The organism is Cellvibrio sp. UBA7661, from assembly GCA_002483365.1.
GTDB lineage: Bacteria > Pseudomonadota > Gammaproteobacteria > Pseudomonadales > Cellvibrionaceae > Cellvibrio.
Window position 1 is genome coordinate 156110 of sequence record DLHT01000011.1, and the last position, 17434, is coordinate 173543.

Annotated in this window: 13 protein-coding genes; 9 read left to right on the forward strand and 4 right to left on the reverse strand. The window is 48.0% G+C overall.

Annotated elements, in window-relative coordinates:
* Nucleotides 1-1056, reverse strand: coding sequence for a phosphoribosylformylglycinamidine cyclo-ligase (gene purM, locus B2739_RS09450; protein WP_331345613.1), 1056 nt, complete (start codon nucleotides 1054-1056; stop codon nucleotides 1-3).
* 250 nt (nucleotides 1057-1306) lie between these two features.
* Here purM and B2739_RS09455 point away from each other — a divergent pair, with 250 nt between their 5' ends.
* The 9 genes from B2739_RS09455 (at nucleotide 1307) to B2739_RS09495 (ending at nucleotide 12782) form a co-directional block, all read left to right on the forward strand.
* Nucleotides 1307-2755 carry a DUF2066 domain-containing protein gene (locus B2739_RS09455; RefSeq protein WP_331345614.1) on the forward strand — a complete coding sequence of 483 codons (1449 nt, stop codon included), beginning with the start codon at nucleotides 1307-1309 and terminating at the stop codon, nucleotides 2753-2755.
* A gap of 3 nt (nucleotides 2756-2758) precedes the next feature.
* Nucleotides 2759-3472, forward strand: coding sequence for a DnaA regulatory inactivator Hda (gene hda / locus B2739_RS09460; protein ID WP_331345615.1), 714 nt, complete (start codon nucleotides 2759-2761; stop codon nucleotides 3470-3472).
* A 60-nt stretch (nucleotides 3473-3532) separates the two neighbouring features.
* The gene (locus B2739_RS09465; RefSeq protein WP_331345616.1) at nucleotides 3533-5338 is read left to right on the forward strand and encodes a glycoside hydrolase family 9 protein; all 1806 of its coding nucleotides are present in this window, start codon (nucleotides 3533-3535) and stop codon (nucleotides 5336-5338) included.
* A 319-nt stretch (nucleotides 5339-5657) separates the two neighbouring features.
* On the forward strand, nucleotides 5658-6350 hold the full coding sequence (locus tag B2739_RS09470; RefSeq protein ID WP_331345617.1) for a PDC sensor domain-containing protein: 693 nt from the start codon (nucleotides 5658-5660) through the stop codon (nucleotides 6348-6350).
* Between the two features lie 246 nt (nucleotides 6351-6596).
* Nucleotides 6597-6839, forward strand: a complete 243-nt coding sequence (locus B2739_RS09475; RefSeq protein WP_331345618.1) for a hypothetical protein — start codon at nucleotides 6597-6599, stop codon at nucleotides 6837-6839.
* Nucleotides 6840-7065: 226 nt separating this feature from the next.
* On the forward strand, nucleotides 7066-8022 hold the full coding sequence (locus B2739_RS09480) for a hydroxypyruvate isomerase family protein (RefSeq protein ID WP_331345619.1): 957 nt from the start codon (nucleotides 7066-7068) through the stop codon (nucleotides 8020-8022).
* A gap of 37 nt (nucleotides 8023-8059) precedes the next feature.
* Nucleotides 8060-9751 carry a GMC family oxidoreductase gene (locus B2739_RS09485; protein ID WP_331345620.1) on the forward strand — a complete coding sequence of 564 codons (1692 nt, stop codon included), beginning with the start codon at nucleotides 8060-8062 and terminating at the stop codon, nucleotides 9749-9751.
* Nucleotides 9748-10308, forward strand: coding sequence for a gluconate 2-dehydrogenase subunit 3 family protein (locus B2739_RS09490; protein WP_331345621.1), 561 nt, complete (start codon nucleotides 9748-9750; stop codon nucleotides 10306-10308). The genes B2739_RS09485 and B2739_RS09490 overlap by 4 nt, the downstream gene beginning before the upstream one ends.
* Before the next feature lie 212 nt (nucleotides 10309-10520).
* Nucleotides 10521-12782 (forward strand): PQQ-dependent sugar dehydrogenase, encoded by a 2262-nt coding sequence (locus B2739_RS09495; RefSeq protein WP_331345622.1) that lies wholly within the window; start codon nucleotides 10521-10523, stop codon nucleotides 12780-12782.
* Between the two features lie 7 nt (nucleotides 12783-12789).
* Here B2739_RS09495 and B2739_RS09500 read toward each other — a convergent pair whose 3' ends face one another.
* From B2739_RS09500 to sppA, 3 genes are all read right to left on the reverse strand, one after another.
* Nucleotides 12790-14232, reverse strand: coding sequence for an amidohydrolase family protein (locus tag B2739_RS09500; protein ID WP_331345623.1), 1443 nt, complete (start codon nucleotides 14230-14232; stop codon nucleotides 12790-12792).
* Nucleotides 14233-14289: 57 nt separating this feature from the next.
* Nucleotides 14290-15333: a helix-turn-helix transcriptional regulator gene (locus B2739_RS09505; protein ID WP_331345624.1), complete on the reverse strand. Its 1044-nt coding sequence runs from the start codon at nucleotides 15331-15333 to the stop codon at nucleotides 14290-14292.
* A gap of 96 nt (nucleotides 15334-15429) precedes the next feature.
* Entirely contained in the window at nucleotides 15430-17367 is a 1938-nt protein-coding gene (gene sppA / locus B2739_RS09510; protein ID WP_331345625.1) for a signal peptide peptidase SppA, read from the reverse strand.
* Between the last annotated feature and the right edge of the window lie 67 nt (nucleotides 17368-17434).

The following is a 17434-nucleotide window of genomic DNA, read 5'->3' on the forward strand; positions in this document are numbered from 1 at the left end:
TCAGAGACCTTGCAGTTCCACTTGGTGCTCATCGCCATTGGCTTTGGCAATATGGCCAATCACAAATGCATTTTCTCCGGCCGCACGTAAGATGCTCAGCGCGTTATCTGTTTCGCTCGCAGGAATGGCGATAACCATACCTACACCGCAGTTAAAGGTGCGGTACATTTCGCGCATATCGACATTGCCGCCTTTTTGCAGCCATTGGAAAACCGGTGGAAATACCCAGCTTTTGGTATCGATAACGGCTTTACAGCCATCAGGTAGTACACGAGGAATATTTTCAGTCAAGCCGCCGCCGGTGATGTGCGCCATAGCGTTGACCTTGGATTCCTTGATCAATTTGAGTACAGATTTGACATAAATACGGGTTGGCTCCATCAAGGCATCTGCCAGAGGTCTGCCACCGCAATCCTGGGTAAGGTCAGCGTTGGTAACCTCAATGATTTTGCGGATCAATGAGTAGCCGTTGGAATGCGGGCCGCTGGAAGTGAGGGCGATCAAGGTGTCGCCTTGTTGTACTTTACTGCCGTCGATAATTTCAGATTTTTCAACTACGCCAGTGCAGAAGCCAGCCAGATCGTAATCTTCGCCTTCATACATGCCGGGCATTTCGGCTGTTTCACCGCCAACCAATGAGCATCCTGCCTGTTCACAGCCATCACCAATACCGGCAACTACTGCTGCGGCAACATCTACATTGAGCTTGCCGGTGGCGTAGTAATCGAGGAAAAACAAAGGCTCGGCACCTGTTACCACCAGGTCATTAACACACATGGCAACCAGATCGATTCCAATGGTGTCGTGCTTTTGCAAATTCATTGCCAGGCGCAATTTGGTGCCAACGCCATCAGTGCCCGATACCAATACGGGTTGACGGTAGCCTTCCGGGATTTCACACAGGGCTGCAAAGCCACCCAAGCCAGCCATTACCTCGGGGCGACGGGTACGTTTGGCAACGCTTTTGATGCGTTCGACCAACGCGTCGCCAGCTTCGATATCAACACCAGCGTCTTTGTAGCTAAGGGATGGGGTAGGAGTTTGGTTTTGGCTCATAAGAAAGGGCTCACGGCTCTGACAAGTGGGGTGGTTTAAAAAAAGGTCGCCATTCTATCAGCTTATATGTCGGCTTGCAGGCCAAAGCGTGCTTGCGGTGCAAGTTCTTTAACGTTCAGTTGGTAGCAGGTAAGGCGGGCAGATTCCTGAAAAATTGTTGAATGCTTCCTTATTTTACCTTGATGCGCCTTTATCCAAGCCTGTTACAATGCCAACCCACTGCATTGTTCGCTGCATTCAGAGGTAATCCTTGTTGCATTCCCTACCTGTTCGCCTGTTGTTGTCTGGCCTGCTTTTTGGGTTGTCCGGTATTTATGCTGGCACTGCAATAGCCGGCCAAAAAGTTGATATTTACCGCGCCAATACACTGGTTAAATCCCAGTCTGAAAGTGAACGCAATGCCGCTGCCCGTGCGACATTTGGTGAGGTTGTCGTCAGAGTTTCCGGCCAGCGTAGTGCGTTGAACCATCCGGCGATTAAAGCGGCGTTACCGGGGGCGCAAAATTATCTGTTTGGTTTTAGTTACCACAGTGTTGCAGAAAAAATCATACAAGATGGCAAAACAGTGCCGGCTATTGGCCTTCAATTAAATTACGAGCCCAAAGCGATTGAACAACTGTTGCGCCAATCGCAGTTGCCGCTATGGCCTGCAACCCGTCCGAAAGTATTGGTATGGCTGGTTGCCAAAGATCCTACCGGTTTGCGTTTGGTGCCTGATGTAGCGGATTTACAGGCGATGCAAGCACAAGCACAGTACCGTGGTCTTCCGCTCGGCTTTCCTAAAATGGACCTTGAGGATAGCCTGTCACTGAGTGCGGATGACTTATGGGCTTTGGACATTGAGAAAATCAAAGCGGCATCCCTGCGCTACAAAGCCGATGCTATTTTGGTTGGGCGTTATACCCCATATAGCATGGGACCCATCCCGCCTGCAGTAATACAGCAACCACAGGCTGATGTGCCGGAAGTGGGCGAGTTGGTTGCATCGAGTGCTGCGGTCTCGTCTGTTGCCAGCTCCGCTCCATCCAGTTTCCCTGATGATGGCGCGATGCCTGAGCCGATTGCTGGCCCTTGGCTGGGTGATTGGCAGTTGGTGCATGCCAGCAGTAACCAAACATTTGCCGATGAAACGCCCGATGTGAAAAGCCTGTTCAGTTTGGCGATTGATCGCGCCGCAGACTACTTCGCCAACCAGTACGCGATCATGCCGACGGACCAAGGGCCGCAAGTGATTATGTTGCGTATTGGCAATATCACCAGCTTTGCAGCATTCAAGCAGGTGCAGGCGTATCTGGATGAATTGGCGATAGTGCAGCGCATGGAAGTCATGCAGGTAGATACAGAAGGTTTATTGGTGCGCTTGACGACAGAAGGCGATGTAAAACTATTGATGAGCACTCTGGCGCTGGGGCGTCGGTTGGCGCCTTTGCAAACAGAAACTATCACTGATCCACTGGCAAACGCAGAAGTTGCAGCGACTACAGCAACTACAGCAACTACAGCTGATGATACCGGGATCGATGCCGCGGCGATGGCAGAGTTGGATCAAGCGCTGGCGAATGAACAGTTTTCCGGTACAGGTGATGCACAATCCGCAATAAATCCGAACCCTGATACGGGTGCGGTGCCCACAGCGAATCCGGTACCTGTCTATGGCGGTACGGTTGAAAACCCACTGATCTATGTTTGGCAGAAGTAATCTATGGTGAGTTTGCCCCAGCAATTATCGCTTGGCGTCAATTTGAATGATGACGCCACCTTCGACAATTTCTATGCGCCTGCCCACACCCACAATGCAATGGTAGTGCAGGGCTTGCGTGATCAGCTCACGGGTTCTGGCGAAGCATTTGTTTATTTGTGGGGGGCACCCGGATGCGGGCTTACCCATCTACTGCAGGCCGCTTGTCATGAAGCACAATCCCGGGGTTTATCGGTTCAGTATTTGCCATTGAGGGATATGGTGGGTTATGCGCCGGATGAACTGTTCAGTGGGTTGGATACGTTGGATTTAGTGTGTCTGGATTGCTTGCCCTCTATCGCGGGTCGCCCTGATTGGGAGCGCGCGATTTTTAACTTATACAACCAACTGCGCGAACAGGGTAGGCGATTATTAGTCGCCGCAGAGCATAGCCCGCGTGAATTGGCATTGAGTTTGGAAGATTTACGTTCGCGCTTGCAATGGGGGCTGACCTATCAGGTGCACAGCTTGGGCGACGATGATAAACAGCAAGCACTGCAAATGCGTGCCCGTGCCCGCGGTCTTGAATTGGGCGATGAGGTAGCGCAGTACATTATCCAGCGCTTGCCGCGCGATACCAATGAACTGTTTTGGCAATTGGCAAGGCTTGATCATGCCTCGCTTGCTGAACAACGTAAACTTACTATTCCTTTTGTAAAGAAAGTATTAGCGATTTGATCTCGCGCTACTTCATCTCCAGACTCTCCAGATTAATAACAACTACACTGGAGAGCTTCAATGCCTGTTTTCATCATGCCTGGTTTTATTTCCCATCGCCTGACTTCTGCACTTGCGCTCGTTTGTGCATCAGGTTTTTTGTTTGGCTGCGCTACGCCGAAAGATCCTGCTGCAACAACAAATAGTGCTGCATCTTCTGCAGTAAGCTCAGTAGCAGCTATCAAGATTAATCAATTGGGTTTTCTGCCGGAGTCAGCCAAGTGGGCAGTGATTCCCGATGTGAGCGCCACGCAATTTCACATCATCAATGTTGCAACAGATGCGGAAATTTATACGGGTACATTGAGTGCGGCAACTTATTGGGATGCATCCGATGAGCGCGTAAAACGGGCTGATTTTTCCAGTGTGAAAATGCCGGGCGAATATGTTGTGCGTGTGGATGGTCTTGCGGATTCGTTTTCGTTCCGGATTGCAGACGATGTTTATCGCGCATTAAATACCGCAAGCATCAAAGCGTTTTATTTTAACCGCAATAGCGCCGCATTATTGCCCGAACATGCTGGTGTTTATGCGCGTCCGCTGGGGCATCCGGATACTCACGTACTGGTTCATCCATCGGCTGCAAGTAGTACGCGCCCTGCGGGAACGGTTATATCCAGCCCCAAAGGTTGGTATGACGCAGGCGATTACAACAAATACATTGTTAACTCCGGCATTGCGACTTATTCCTTGCTGGCAGCATACGAACACTTTCCGGAAATATTTAATCAGCAACATTTAAATATTCCCGAGAGTGGCGATGCGATTCCCGATGTGCTTAACGAAACCCTGTGGAATCTGGAGTGGATGTTGAGCATGCAAGATCCTCATGACGGGGGTGTTTATCACAAGCTCACCAATAAACGTTTTGATGGTGTGGTGATGCCGCATGAAGCAACCAGCGAGCGCTTTGTTGTGCAAAAAACCACGGCAGCGGCACTGGATTTTGCAGCGGTAATGGCTGCTGCCAGCCGTGTGTTGGCACCCTATGAAAAACAATTGCCGGGCATGTCAGCAAAAATGTTGGCTGCGGCGGAATCTGCCTGGGCGTGGGCGGTTGCTAATCCATCCGTAATCTATAAACAACCAGACGATATCAAGACTGGCGAATATGGCGACCGTGAACTTGTCGATGAATTTTTCTGGGCTGCCGCCGAGTTGTATATCACCAGCAAGAAAGAGACGTATTACACCGCGATGAAACCTGCAGACATTTCCAGCACTGTGCCTTCCTGGGGTGATGTGCGCAGCCTGGGTTGGATTTCATTAGCACACCATCGTGCGAATTTATCGGCAGTTGCCGATCAACAATTAATTGCGGCACGCATTAATGCGCTTGCAACAGATTTGCAGTCGGTGTGGGTGGGCTCAGCTTACGGCGTCACGCTCCAGCAAAAAGATTTTAAATGGGGTAGCAATTCAGTTGCTTTGGGTCAAGCAATGGTGCTCGTGCAAGCCTATCGGTTAAATGGCAAACGCGAGTATTTGAATTCGGCACAAGCGATGCTGGATTACGTGCTTGGTCGCAACGCGATGGATATGTCTTTCGTTACCGGTTTTGGCCATAAGTCCACTTTGCACCCACATCATCGTCCATCTGAAGCCGATGGTATTGCGGAACCGATTCCCGGTTTTCTGGCGGGCGGTCCACAACCCGGGCAGCAAGACCAAAGCGATTGCGGCTCCGTTCTCTATCCATCCAAACATGCGGCGACTTCTTATTTAGATCATTGGTGCAGCTATGCGAGTAATGAAATTGCCATTAACTGGAATGCGCCTTTGGTTTATGTATCGGCCGCTATTCAAGCGTTAACGCCGAAACCTTAAGCAATTTTCAATCGTTGTTTCAATCGCTGTTTCAAAAGCCAGCCTTGTGCTGGCTTTTTTATATCTGGGTAAAAACACTCAGGCATTTATTACATCATCGTCTTGGCGTTTTTAAGAACAGGGCTATTCTTAAATGCACTTGCTCAATAAGGTTTTTGTATTGTTTTTTTCAGCGCACACCAAGGGCGTACATCAAGGAGTTATCGTGAACTTTAATAGCCTGAATACCAAAATGATGTCGATCATTTTGTTGGTCGTAGTGAGTTATGTGATTACCCTGTGGGTCATCAATTCCCAAGCCAGCAATATGCAGCGCTAGTTGGCGACAGAATATGCTGAAGAGCTGGCCCAACACGAAGCTTACAAAGTGAAAGGGCGGTTAGATATTGCAATGGATGCATCGCGCACCCTGGCGCAAGCTTTGGCAGGTCAGCGAAACGTCAATCCCGACCGCAAAGTGGCCGATGCATTGTTGCGTGAAGTGCTGGCTAATAATCCGGATTTTCTGGCGGTGTGGACCAGTTGGGAGCCCAATGCGTTCGATGGTAAAGATGCAAATTATGTGAATGCTACAGCGCATGATGCGACGGGCCGTTATGTCCCTTATTGGAATCGCGGTACGGGTAGTTTGGCGGTAGAGGCACTGGTGGATTATGACAAGCCAGGCGCGGGGGATTATTACCTGCTTTCAAAGCACAGCCGTGCCGAGACCTTGATTGAACCTTATCTTTACATGGTAGGTGGAAAGGAAACGCTCATTACCACCGTGGTTGCCCCGGTCATTGTGGATGGCCAATTTCTGGGTGTTGTCGGTGTGGATATTGCGTTATCCGATTATCAAAAAGAGGTCAGCTCGATTCATCCTTATGAAATAGGTTATGCAACCTTGCTTTCTAACACTGGCATTTATGTAGGAGACGCCAAGGCCGATAACGTAGGCCAAATGATGGACGATCCGTCACTACTCGCTGCCATTCAGGCAGGGAAAATGTTGGGGGTGCGATGTATTTGATGAGTACTTGGACGCAGATGCGTATCAAATTTCAGTGCCTGTGGTGGTTGGCCAAACCACAACGCCCTGGTCGTTTCGTGTGAGCGTGCCGACAGAACGTATGATGACTGCGGTAATTGAAATGCGCACCATTGCGATCATCATCGGCGTTGTCAGTATTCTGGTTGTGGGAGGCATATTGACGTTCTGTATCCGCACCTGGGTGTTGAATCCAGTCAATAGCGTGCGGGCAGCTTGCTCGATGAAATGTTGCCCTCTATTCGCAAAACTGCTGATCTGGTTCAAGAAATCAGTGCGGCTTCCTCTGAGCAAACCCAAGGTCTGGAGCAGATTAATTCTGCCGTGAGCCAACTTGCGCAAACTACCCAAGTCAACGCATCAGCAGCAGAAGAATTAAATGCAACAGCAGAAGAAATGAGTAATCAGGCAGTCCAACTGCAAGAGCTGATGGAGTTTTTTGTGGTAGATGATCAGGCAAAACGTTATTGACCGTGACTGGTGTGACGCAATTTTAATAAAAGCCAGCGTATGCTGGCTTTTTACTTATAAAAAAGCACTGTTGTCGAGCGTGAATATCAATCAGCCATTTGTGTTTTTTACAGCGCTTTTACGGCTTTTTGCAGGTTATTGTCATAAAGGGTAAAGATCCGTTGACCATCTGGCTCACCAGACAAGTGCGGGCTAATCTTCATTATCGGCTTGGAGAGCGCCGTGCATGGCCAGTGCCCTGCTATTAAAAACCACTACTAAAAACAACATAGAAATAGAGTTAGCCGCCATGAATGATTCCCTTAACCGCCGTGCGCTTATGCGCGGCGCAGTCGCAAGTGCATTGGGGCTTTCCAGCCTTTCTGCGCTTGGAGCAGAAATCACCTCATCCGCTGCACCCGATACTGCCTTGAAAGGCAATATCCATCACTCGGTAGCGCGTTGGACATTTCATTTTTTATCCTTGCCAGAACTCTGTCTGGTCGTAAAACGGTTGGGCTTTTCCGCAATTGATTTAGTCGGGCCAAGTGAGTGGCATATCCTCAAACAACTCGGCGTAGATTCTTCCATGTGCAACGGCGCGGAGTTGAATTTGGAAGACGGTTGGGGCGATGCAACATTTCACAAACCCTTGATTGAAAATTATCGCAAGCATATCGATCTGGTCAGCGATGCGGGTTATAAAAATCTGATTTGTTTTAGCGGTAACGCGCGCGGTCGCGATCCGGAAGACGGATTAAAGCACGCCACAAAAGGCTTGAAAAAAATTCTTGCCCAAGCGGAAAAGCGCGGTGTGGTGTTGCAGATGGAGCTATTCAATAGCAAAGTCGATCACCCGGATTATTTTGCTGATAATTCTGCATGGGGTATTGAACTTTGTAAGCGGTTGGATTCACCCAACTTTAAATTGCTGTACGACATTTACCACATGCAAATCAGCGAAGGCGACATTATTCGCACCATTCAAAATAATCATCAATACTTCGGCCATTACCATACAGCAGGTGTTCCCGGCCGCAATGAAATTGATGACTCACAAGAACTGTATTACCCCGCGATTGTTCGCGCTATTCATGCAACGGGCTTCAAAGGATATATCGCGCAAGAGTTTATGCCCAGGCGCGCAACGGACAACGAAAAAATTGAATCGCTGAAAGCGGCGATCCGCATTTGCGATATTTAATTCCCAATAAAAAGTACGTTTATCCAGAGGTACATGTATGTCTGCTACACAACACTTTGATGCAATTGTGGTTGGCTCCGGCATTAGCGGCGGTTGGGCTGCCAAAGAACTCACCGAAAAAGGCCTGAAAGTTTTGCTGCTCGAACGCGGGCGCAATATCGAACACATTAAAGATTATGTGAACGCCCAGAAAGAACCTTGGGACTATCCGCACCGCGGCCGTCCAACTCAGGAAATGAAACGCAATCATCCCGTGTTGCAGCGGGATTTTGTATTGAATGAAGAAACCAATGGCATGTGGGCGAACGAACAAGAAAGTCCCTACATTGAGAAAAAACGTTTTGACTGGTATCGCGGTTATCACGTTGGCGGCCGCTCGCTGTTGTGGGGCCGCCAAAGTTACCGTTTTAGTCAACGCGATTTTGAAGCGAACGTAAAAGAAGGTATCGCGGTTGATTGGCCAATCCGTTATCAGGATCTTGCGCCCTGGTACGATTACGTTGAAAGTTTTGCCGGTATTTCCGGGTCGCTCGAAGGTTTGGATCATCTGCCGGATGGAAAATTCTTACCGCCTATCGAACTTAATATCGTAGAAAAAGATGTCGCAGCGCGCATTAAAAAAGCTTACAGCGGCAAGCGATTAATGATCAACAGCCGCACCGCGAATATCACCCAGCCAAAGCCGGAGCAGGGCAGGGTGAATTGCCAGTACCGCAATAAGTGCTGGTTGGGTTGCCCGTTTGGTGCGTATTTCAGTACGCAATCGTCTACGCTGCCTGCGGCGATGAAAACCGGCAATCTCACGTTGCGCCCATTCTCTATTGTCAGTCAGGTTCTGTACGACAAAGATAAAAAACGTGCGCGCGGTGTTGAAGTGATTGATGCAGAAACCAACCAAACTTATGAATTTACTGCGAATGTTGTTTTCCTGAATGCATCCAGTTTTAACTCGACCTGGATTTTAATGAATTCAGCTACCGATATATGGGATGGCGGTTTGGGTAGCAGCAGTGGCGAGTTGGGCCATAACGTTATGGATCACCACTTCCGTGTTGGTGCGGGTGGTGTGGTTGAAGGTTACGAAGATAAATATTATTTCGGCCGTCGCCCCGCCGGTTTTTATATTCCACGTTTCCGCAATCTTGATGATGAAAAACGCAATTATGTGCGTGGCTTTGGTTATCAAGGTGCAGCGAGCCGTCAGGATTGGAATCGCGATGTTGCTGAAATGGGGGTGGGTGCCGATTTTAAAAATGCCCTTGCCGAGCCAGGTGCATGGACAATTGGTATGACCGCGTTTGGCGAAATGTTGCCGCACCACGATAACCGTATTTATCTTGACCGCAATACCAAAGACAAGTGGGGTTTACCGGTATTGGCGATGGACGTTGAAATTCGTGAAAACGAATTGGCGATGCGTAAAGATATGATGCAAGACGCGGTGGATATGCTTGAAGCCGCCGGGGTTAAAAATGTGCGCGGTGGTGATTGGGGTTATTCACCAGGTATGGGCATTCATGAAATGGGTACAGCGCGTATGGGGCGCGATCCAAAAACATCAGTGCTCAATCAATACAATCAGGTGTGGGATGCGCCTAACGTATTTGTCACCGACGGTGCCTGTATGACATCGGCATCCTGTGTAAACCCATCGCTGACCTATATGGCGCTCACTGCACGCGCGGTAGATCATGCGGTAAAAGAATTGAAAAAGGGGAATCTGAAATGAATCGCCGCGAATTATTAAAACTGATTGCCGCCAGCACTGGTACTGCCATGATTGGTGGAGCTGCAGTATCCATGTTAAGTGGTTGTGCATCACAGCCGAAATCATCACTGGTTTTTTCTCCCAACAATATCGCGTTGCTCGATGAAATTGCTGAAACCATTTTGCCGCGCACTGAAACACCCGGCGCAAAAGATGCAAAAGTTGGCGAGTTTATGAGTGTGTATGTTAGCGATTGTTACACGCTGGATGAGCAGGCCGTTTTTCATAAAGGCTTGGTCACATTTGAAGAAGCCTGCAGTGCCACCTACAAGCGTAACTTTGCTGCACTTGAGCAGTCAGAACGCGAGGCATTTATCAACACACTTGATCGCGAAGCGCGCGCAAGTGTTGCATCGGGCGGCGTTCATTACTTCACCATGATCAAACAATTAACTTTGTTTGGATTCTTTACCTCGGAAGTGGGGGGCACGCAGGTATTGCGTTACGTACCCATACCGGGGCGTTTCGATGGTGAACTGGCGTACAAGCCCGGTGATCGCGCTTGGGCAACACGATAATCACGATGCTAGTGTGATAATTATGAAAAGAAAGAGGCGGCCAATTGGCCGCCTTTTTTATGAGAGGTTTACCACAGAAAGAAAACGATTGAGGTTATAGGCTATTTCCGCTTGGCTTTTATTTCGCGCGTAATGATCCAAAAAAGTAAACCATCACGCAGGATCATGCAGCGGAATGTTGTTCATTGGTGTTGCTTCATGAGGTGATTGCCATGGAAAATTGCGTAAAAGCGTTATTGGTTATTTCCAATTTACTATTGCTGATTTCCTGTGGCGGTGGTGGCAGTTCAGGCGGTAAAACATCTCCATCATCGGCGAATCCCTCTGCCAGTTTGGCTGCTTCATCTGCTGTAGCATCCACAATAAATTCATCTTCAGCCAGTGTTGTATCGGGTTTGTTACAGCGCCCATCGAATACAACCTGCATCGCTCCTGCGCCAGTCCATACCGGTACAGCGGGCGATCTTCAATGGCAGGCCGCATTCCCTTCGTTACCGAATATCCAGAGCGCTACCAATATTATTCAAATTCCCGGTGATGACAATTATTGGTATGCGACACGTCAGTCGGGAAGGGTGGTGCGTTTTGCCAATAATCCAGCGGCGAATGCATTAACAGAAGTGTTAAATATTGAAGACCGTGTGGATTTTTCCGGCGGTGAAACCGGTTTGCTGGGAATTGCATTTCATCCGCAATTCGCCAGCAAGCCTTATGTGTATTTCAATTACATCGGCCGCAATAACAACAATAATCAAGAGACGCGCATTTCACGTTTTACTGTATTGCAAAATGGCATGATCGAGCGCGGATCAGAAATTATTTTGCTGCGTTTTAACCAACCTTACGCCAACCATAATGGTGGCCACATTGCGTTTGGTCATGATGGTTATTTGTATATTGCTTCCGGTGATGGAGGAAGTGGTGGCGATCCACAACAAAATGGCCAGAACTTGAATAATTTGCTCGGCAAAATATTGCGCATTGATGTGAATAATTCCAGCGATGGGCGCAACTATGCTATTCCTCCGGATAACCCTTTTGCCGAGGGTAGTGCTCCGGAAATTTGGGCTTATGGTTTGCGCAATCCTTGGCGTTTTGGTTTTGATAGCCTGACAAATGAATTATGGGTTGGCGATGTGGGTCAGGGAGACTGGGAAGAAATCAATCTTGTGACACGGGCAGGAAATTATGGCTGGGGTGATATGGAGGGCGATCACTGCTACGCCGGCCGGCCTAATTGTTCAACGGCAAATAAAATCAAACCCGTATTATCGATCAGCCACAACACCGGTGTTTGTTCGGTCATTGGTGGTTATGTGTATCGCGGTACACAGTATCCTGCCGCCTACGGCAACTATTTCTTCACGGATTATTGTCGTAATACAACCCAATCCATCGCGCGCAATAATGATGGCAGTCTGAGTGTGAATGAGCATGATAATGCACCTGCGGGTGTAGTGTCGTTCGCGCAGGATAATGCAGGAGAATTGTATGCGCTGGGTCAATCAGGTGCAGGAACCCAAATCGTAAAAATGCAGATGACCGGTGGTGTTATGCAGCCGGGAAGTATGGCTAGAAATTTATCGCAAACCGGTTGTGTTAACGCCAACAATCCGCGATTGCCTGCAGCGGGAATGATTCCTTACACAGTGCAAGTGCCTTTTTGGTCAGACTCCGCTGAAAAAGAACGCTATTTATCCTTGCCCAACAATACCCGCATTAATGTGAACAATGACGGTGATTTTTTATTTCCGGTTGGCAGTGTGTTAATGAAGCATTTCAAATTGGGCAACAAATTAATTGAAACCCGTTTGTTTGCGCAGGGAGAATTAGGGTGGCAAGGATTTAGTTATGAATGGCGCGATGACCAAACCGATGCGGTTTTATTAAGTGACGCCAAAGAAAAAAATATTGAGGGTATTGTCTGGCAATATCCCAGTGCAGGCCAATGCCTGACCTGCCATACCCAAGCCGCCAATTTTGTATTGGGGTTGGAAACGTTACAGTTGAATAATTCAATGGTGTATTCAGCAACCGGTGTTAATGCCAACCAATTGGATACGCTTTCGCATATTCAATTATTTACCAATGTCATCACCTCACAACAAAAAGCACAAGCCTTAATCTCACCAACAGACACCACAGCAAGCATTGCACAGCGTGCACGAAGTTATTTGCACAGCAACTGCAGCAATTGCCACCGCCCATCAGGCCCAACTCCGGTAAATATCGATTTACGTTTTATGACTGCATTGTCCGCGACACAAACTTGTCATGTGCCACCCGCTGCAGGAGATATGGGGATTAGTAATGCACAGCTCATCATGCCGGGTGAACCTGCACGTTCTGTGTTACTGGCACGCATTAAAGTGCGTGACCAAAACCAAATGCCTCCGCTGGGATCGCATTTGGTTGACGAAGAGGGTGTGGCAATCATTGAAGCCTGGATTGCCAGCATGGAGGGCTGCCAGTAACGGACAATTATTTATCGGCACTTATACAGGTGCATGTACCTGTGTTTGTACCTGTGCTTACACCTGTACTTATGCCTGCATTTAATAGTATGCGCATTTCTTGCCACAGGCTGCGTTCGTTAATCGCGTGTTGCCGTAACGTTTCTAATTCGGTTTTGGAAAAAATACGGCCCTGTTTGACAACCCACACCGGGTTTTTAAGTGTTGCCAATGTGTCCAGTGGGTTGTGTTCTGACAAAATTAAATCAGCGTTATAGCCCACGGCGATTTTTCCCAATTGTGATTCTTTTTCCAGTGCTTTGGCAGGATTGATCGTTGCTGCGCGCAACACTTCAAGAATAGGTAGGCCTGCCTGATGCATTAATTCCATTTCTTTATGGGTGGCAAGTCCGTGTGGCGATAACAACACACCAGAATCCGAACCGACCAGAAGCGTGATATTTGCTTTATATAATTGCAGGGTAATTTCCTGCAAAAACGCCAGTGTTTTTTTATTGTGCAAGGCCATCTCTAGCGGGCTATTGATCCAGCGTTTTAGTTGATTGTGTTTTTCCTGCAACTCAATCAAAGGGGAAATATAACCTTCTGGCAAAGTATCAATAAAAGTCTGTTTTTGATCGCTGATTTGGGTTAGTTGCCAGTAGATATTCAGCGTAGGAGTAACCGGTGTGTTGAGTGTTTTTAGTGTAGCGATTGTTTCATCCAATGCTTTTTGATCATTTTGGTAATTCAGCGGCCCTTGGTAAATATCTTCAACGTGCTCCAGTGATTGCAATCCTTTCAATTCATTCCAGTTCATATCCACCACAGGGTGAGGACCATGTTTGGCAACTGGAATGTTCTGCTTTTTTGCTTCAAGCAATAATGCCCTCAGCACCTCAGCCGTTAAATTGCCGTAGGCTTTTATAAGATCGTAACCCAGTTGTTTGGCTGTTGTGACGGCAGTTATGGCATCTGCTGGTGTTTGAGCGGAGTAATGCATGTGCGCATCTGTAAAGCCGGAAATAATCGGGCTGCTGACGGTAATAGTGCTGCCAACCCTGCTGCCATTTTCCAATTCTTTACGCCAGAGTAAATGTTCCTGCACGCCATTCATAAGCCGTAAATGGGTGACTCCGTGGGAGAGGGCAATAACAAATGCGGCAGAGTCATAAGCATGGGCATGCATATCAATTAACCCTGGCATGGCGTAGTGCCCTTTACCATCCAGATATTCATGGCTTCCGTCCGTAATAGGCGTTTGAGCTGCGTTAATAGCGATGATCTTGCCTTTGCGGATTTTCAGTTGGCGGTTCTTTAAAACTTTTCCGGTAGTGACATCAACAATATTAATATTGTCGATGTACAGCGGCGTATTGGTATTTTTTTCTGTGCTAGTCGCATGTGCAGGTAAGGAGTAACTGGCGATTGCAGAAAGGCAAAGCGTGATAAAGAGAATGGATATTTTCATGAGTGCTTCCTCGTTGTTAGGTGGAAGCACTTTTTCAGAAATGTCAGTTGAACTCGTCTATTTCCTTGATATTAAACGGTCAGAATCCTGATTCTGGACGTGTTGGGTTTGTTGCACACCGCGATATTCGCTGGGTGTCATGCCTGTGGCTTTTTTGAACGCCTGATTAAACGTGGCTTTTGAGCTGAACCCGGCAGCAAGGGCAAGATCGGTAAGGTTGATTTTATAATCCTTGGCATGCCCGGCTAAGCTGCGTTTAATGTGTTCAACACGATGTTGATTGATGTAATCATTGAATGACATCTGCGCGACTAAATTAATACTTCTGGAAATATCCCGCGTAGACAAACCCGATAAATCGGAAAGCTGGTTCAAGGTTATGCGGGGGTGGGTATACCAATTTTGTGTACGGACTTCATTATCAAGAATGGCAAAAAGCGGTTGGTAATCTGCAGCTGATTCTGCGCGTTCTTTTGCTTCATCCCCGGATGAGGCGGAGGTAATGATTGTTGAGGGAAGGGCAATGGAACTGGCGATAGTCTCCAATCCTACACGGCGGTGGTTCAGGATAAGTATCAACGAGAATAAAACCATTAAAAAAATAAACAGGCTCGTTGCATAGCCGATCATATTCAGGTGTGCGCCTAACTCAGGTTGGAAATTAAGCCTGAACAGATCCAGTGCACTAAACAGCGTTGATACCCCAACTAACCAGCCGAGCCAGGTCAATGATACTTCGTTCGCGTCCGAGCGCTGCATGGACAGCTGCCGGTTAAATCCAATAATCAGTTGCAATGTGAGAAGCGCATAAACCATACGCCAGAGTGTGCCCAGCGCGATAATCGTTTGCGGATGATCGGTGAAGGGGAGTGCCAATAACATCGGCAAGAAATGCAGGGCTGACCGGTAATCTACAGGCCCGATAATCAAGCGCTTGGCCGCAAGATAAAAAGCCGGACCATAACCCAGCATGAAAACGGGTGAAATTAAGTGCAGCTCACGTGAGATGTGTAAATCTTCAAGTATGTTCGTGAGTGTTGCCAGGATTACCAACCCCAGCAGTATGCACACACCGCGATACGCGGGTGTGATGATAAACATCAAGCACCCCAGTATCGCGACTGACAGTACACTGGCATTTAATAAGCTGACTAACGTAACCAAATCCATTGAATCGATAATCTCTTGAAAACAAAATCAAGGCGCTACGCAATCCAAACACTGCACATAAATACCTTGCGGATCATTCATTTTTTGCAGGTCACTGAGTGGCTTTAATGCTGGAGTCAGTGTGTTCAATAATTGCAGAGATGAAAAACTTTCCAGAAAAGATTGTGGCATCAGGCTGCCAGCTTGGCTTTCCGTCAGCGAGCGCAAAAATTCTTCTTTGGGGGAAAGTGGGCGATGCACAAACTCTACCGAGTAGCTGCTGAGGTTCGCTGCTTGCGCAATGGCGGTAATGACATCATTGAGCGTACCCAATTCGTCCACCAAACCAATTTCTTTGGCTTTGTTTCCCGTCCAGACATGGCCTTGTGCAATTGCATCTATCGCATCAACTTCCTGATTGCGTGCATCAGCGACGAGTGTAATAAAACGTTGATAAATATTATCGACGCCCAGTTGTACCACTTTGCTGGCTTTTTCCGTCAGTGGGCGATCCAGCCTTAGCGTACCCGCCAATTCAGTGGTGCCGACTCCATCGGTATAAACGCCGATTTTTTCCAGCGATTTTTCCAATGTCGGGAATGCACCGAATACACCGATTGAACCGGTGATAGTGGTCGGTTGCGCCCAAATTTTATCGCCTGCTGTTGCAATCCAATAACCGCCGGATGCAGCCACCGCTCCCATGGAAATATAAATAGGAATATTTTTTTCACGTAAGGCAATAATTTCCGAGCGGATAATTTCAGACGCAAATGCGCTACCGCCACCGGAATCAATACGAATAACCAATGCTTTTACGGCTTTGTCATCCTTCACCTGACGCAGCAGCTCCAACATGCTTTCACTGCCGATACTGCCATCGGGTTGATGACCATCCACAATCGCGCCGGATGCAACAACAACGGCAATTTTATTCGGTTCCAGTGAGGGCATTTTGCGGATGTTGGCTAAATAACTTTTGACGCCTACACCGTTATACCAATTGCCTTCGCTGCTTTTGCCTGCGGTATCTATCAGGGCTTGTTCCATTTCCTGACGCGATGCCACTTTATCCACCAATGCTTTTTCTAATGCGAGTTTGGCGCTGTCGCCTGCAGTGAGTGCCAAATGGGCATCGGCGTTATTCACATAATCGTTAATGCTGCCCGGCGGCAAGCGGCGCAGGCTCTCAATTTTTTGGGCATAGCCAGACCACAATTCATTGATCCATTGCGCATTGTGCTCGCGCGATTCGGCAGACATATCGTCGCGCAAGTAAGGTTCCAGATAGTCTTTATATTTACCCGAACGGAACGCGTGAATAGTTACCCCCAATTTATCCAGCGCGGTTTTGTAGTAATTCATGTAACGGCTGTAACCGGTAATTTCAACCATTCCCATATTGTGTAAATAAATTTCGTCCGCGAAGCTGGCCAGATAATATTGGTCTTGTGAATAATGATCGCTAACGGCAATAATTTTTTTTCCGGCGTGTTTAAAATTTTCCAGGGCTTGGCCAATTTCATTCATCTTGCTGATGCCGCCACCGAGCAGGCGGCCAGGTTCCAACACGATCATGGTGACGCGCTTGTCAGTCGATGCTTTGTTGATTGCCTCGACAAGATCACTTACTCGGGTTTCGGCTTCTTCCGGATCGTCATCAGATAACAAAATACTGGCAGGGTCGATATAACTGCGTTGGTCAACCAGCAGGCCTGTTGGTGCAACACGCAATGCAAAACTGTCCGGTAGCGGTGGTGGAGCACTTGAGCTGATAGCGGCAATGAAAATAATCAGCACGATAATAAATAGAGTATTCAACAGCGTGTTGCGCAACCAGGTGATGCCCGCGCCCATGCCGCTGAAAAAACGCCGGAATGCTCCCGGCTTTTTACCGGAAGCCTGGACGTTGGGGCGCATATGTGGGGTGCCACTGGACGTGGTTGGTGAAGATGCTGTGGGCGGTTCGTAGTGATTTACAGACACACTATTTTCCTTTTAAAGAATGACGGCTCAATAACCTATGGATGCTATATTCGTTAAACATAATGTC

Bases quoted from the DNA above. Each gene is read 5' to 3' on its own strand.
- purM (WP_331345613.1), bottom strand. From the start codon at position 1,056: ATGAGCCAAAACCAAACTCCTACCCCATCCCTTAGCTACAAAGACGCT.
- hda (WP_331345615.1), top strand. From the start codon at position 2,759: ATGGTGAGTTTGCCCCAGCAATTATCGCTTGGCGTCAATTTGAATGAT.
- B2739_RS09465 (WP_331345616.1), top strand. From the start codon at position 3,533: ATGCCTGTTTTCATCATGCCTGGTTTTATTTCCCATCGCCTGACTTCT.
- B2739_RS09475 (WP_331345618.1), top strand. From the start codon at position 6,597: ATGTTGCCCTCTATTCGCAAAACTGCTGATCTGGTTCAAGAAATCAGT.
- B2739_RS09480 (WP_331345619.1), top strand. From the start codon at position 7,066: ATGGCCAGTGCCCTGCTATTAAAAACCACTACTAAAAACAACATAGAA.
- B2739_RS09485 (WP_331345620.1), top strand. From the start codon at position 8,060: ATGTCTGCTACACAACACTTTGATGCAATTGTGGTTGGCTCCGGCATT.
- B2739_RS09490 (WP_331345621.1), top strand. From the start codon at position 9,748: ATGAATCGCCGCGAATTATTAAAACTGATTGCCGCCAGCACTGGTACT.
- B2739_RS09495 (WP_331345622.1), top strand. From the start codon at position 10,521: ATGGAAAATTGCGTAAAAGCGTTATTGGTTATTTCCAATTTACTATTG.
- B2739_RS09500 (WP_331345623.1), bottom strand. From the start codon at position 14,232: ATGAAAATATCCATTCTCTTTATCACGCTTTGCCTTTCTGCAATCGCC.
- B2739_RS09505 (WP_331345624.1), bottom strand. From the start codon at position 15,333: ATGTTTATCATCACACCCGCGTATCGCGGTGTGTGCATACTGCTGGGG.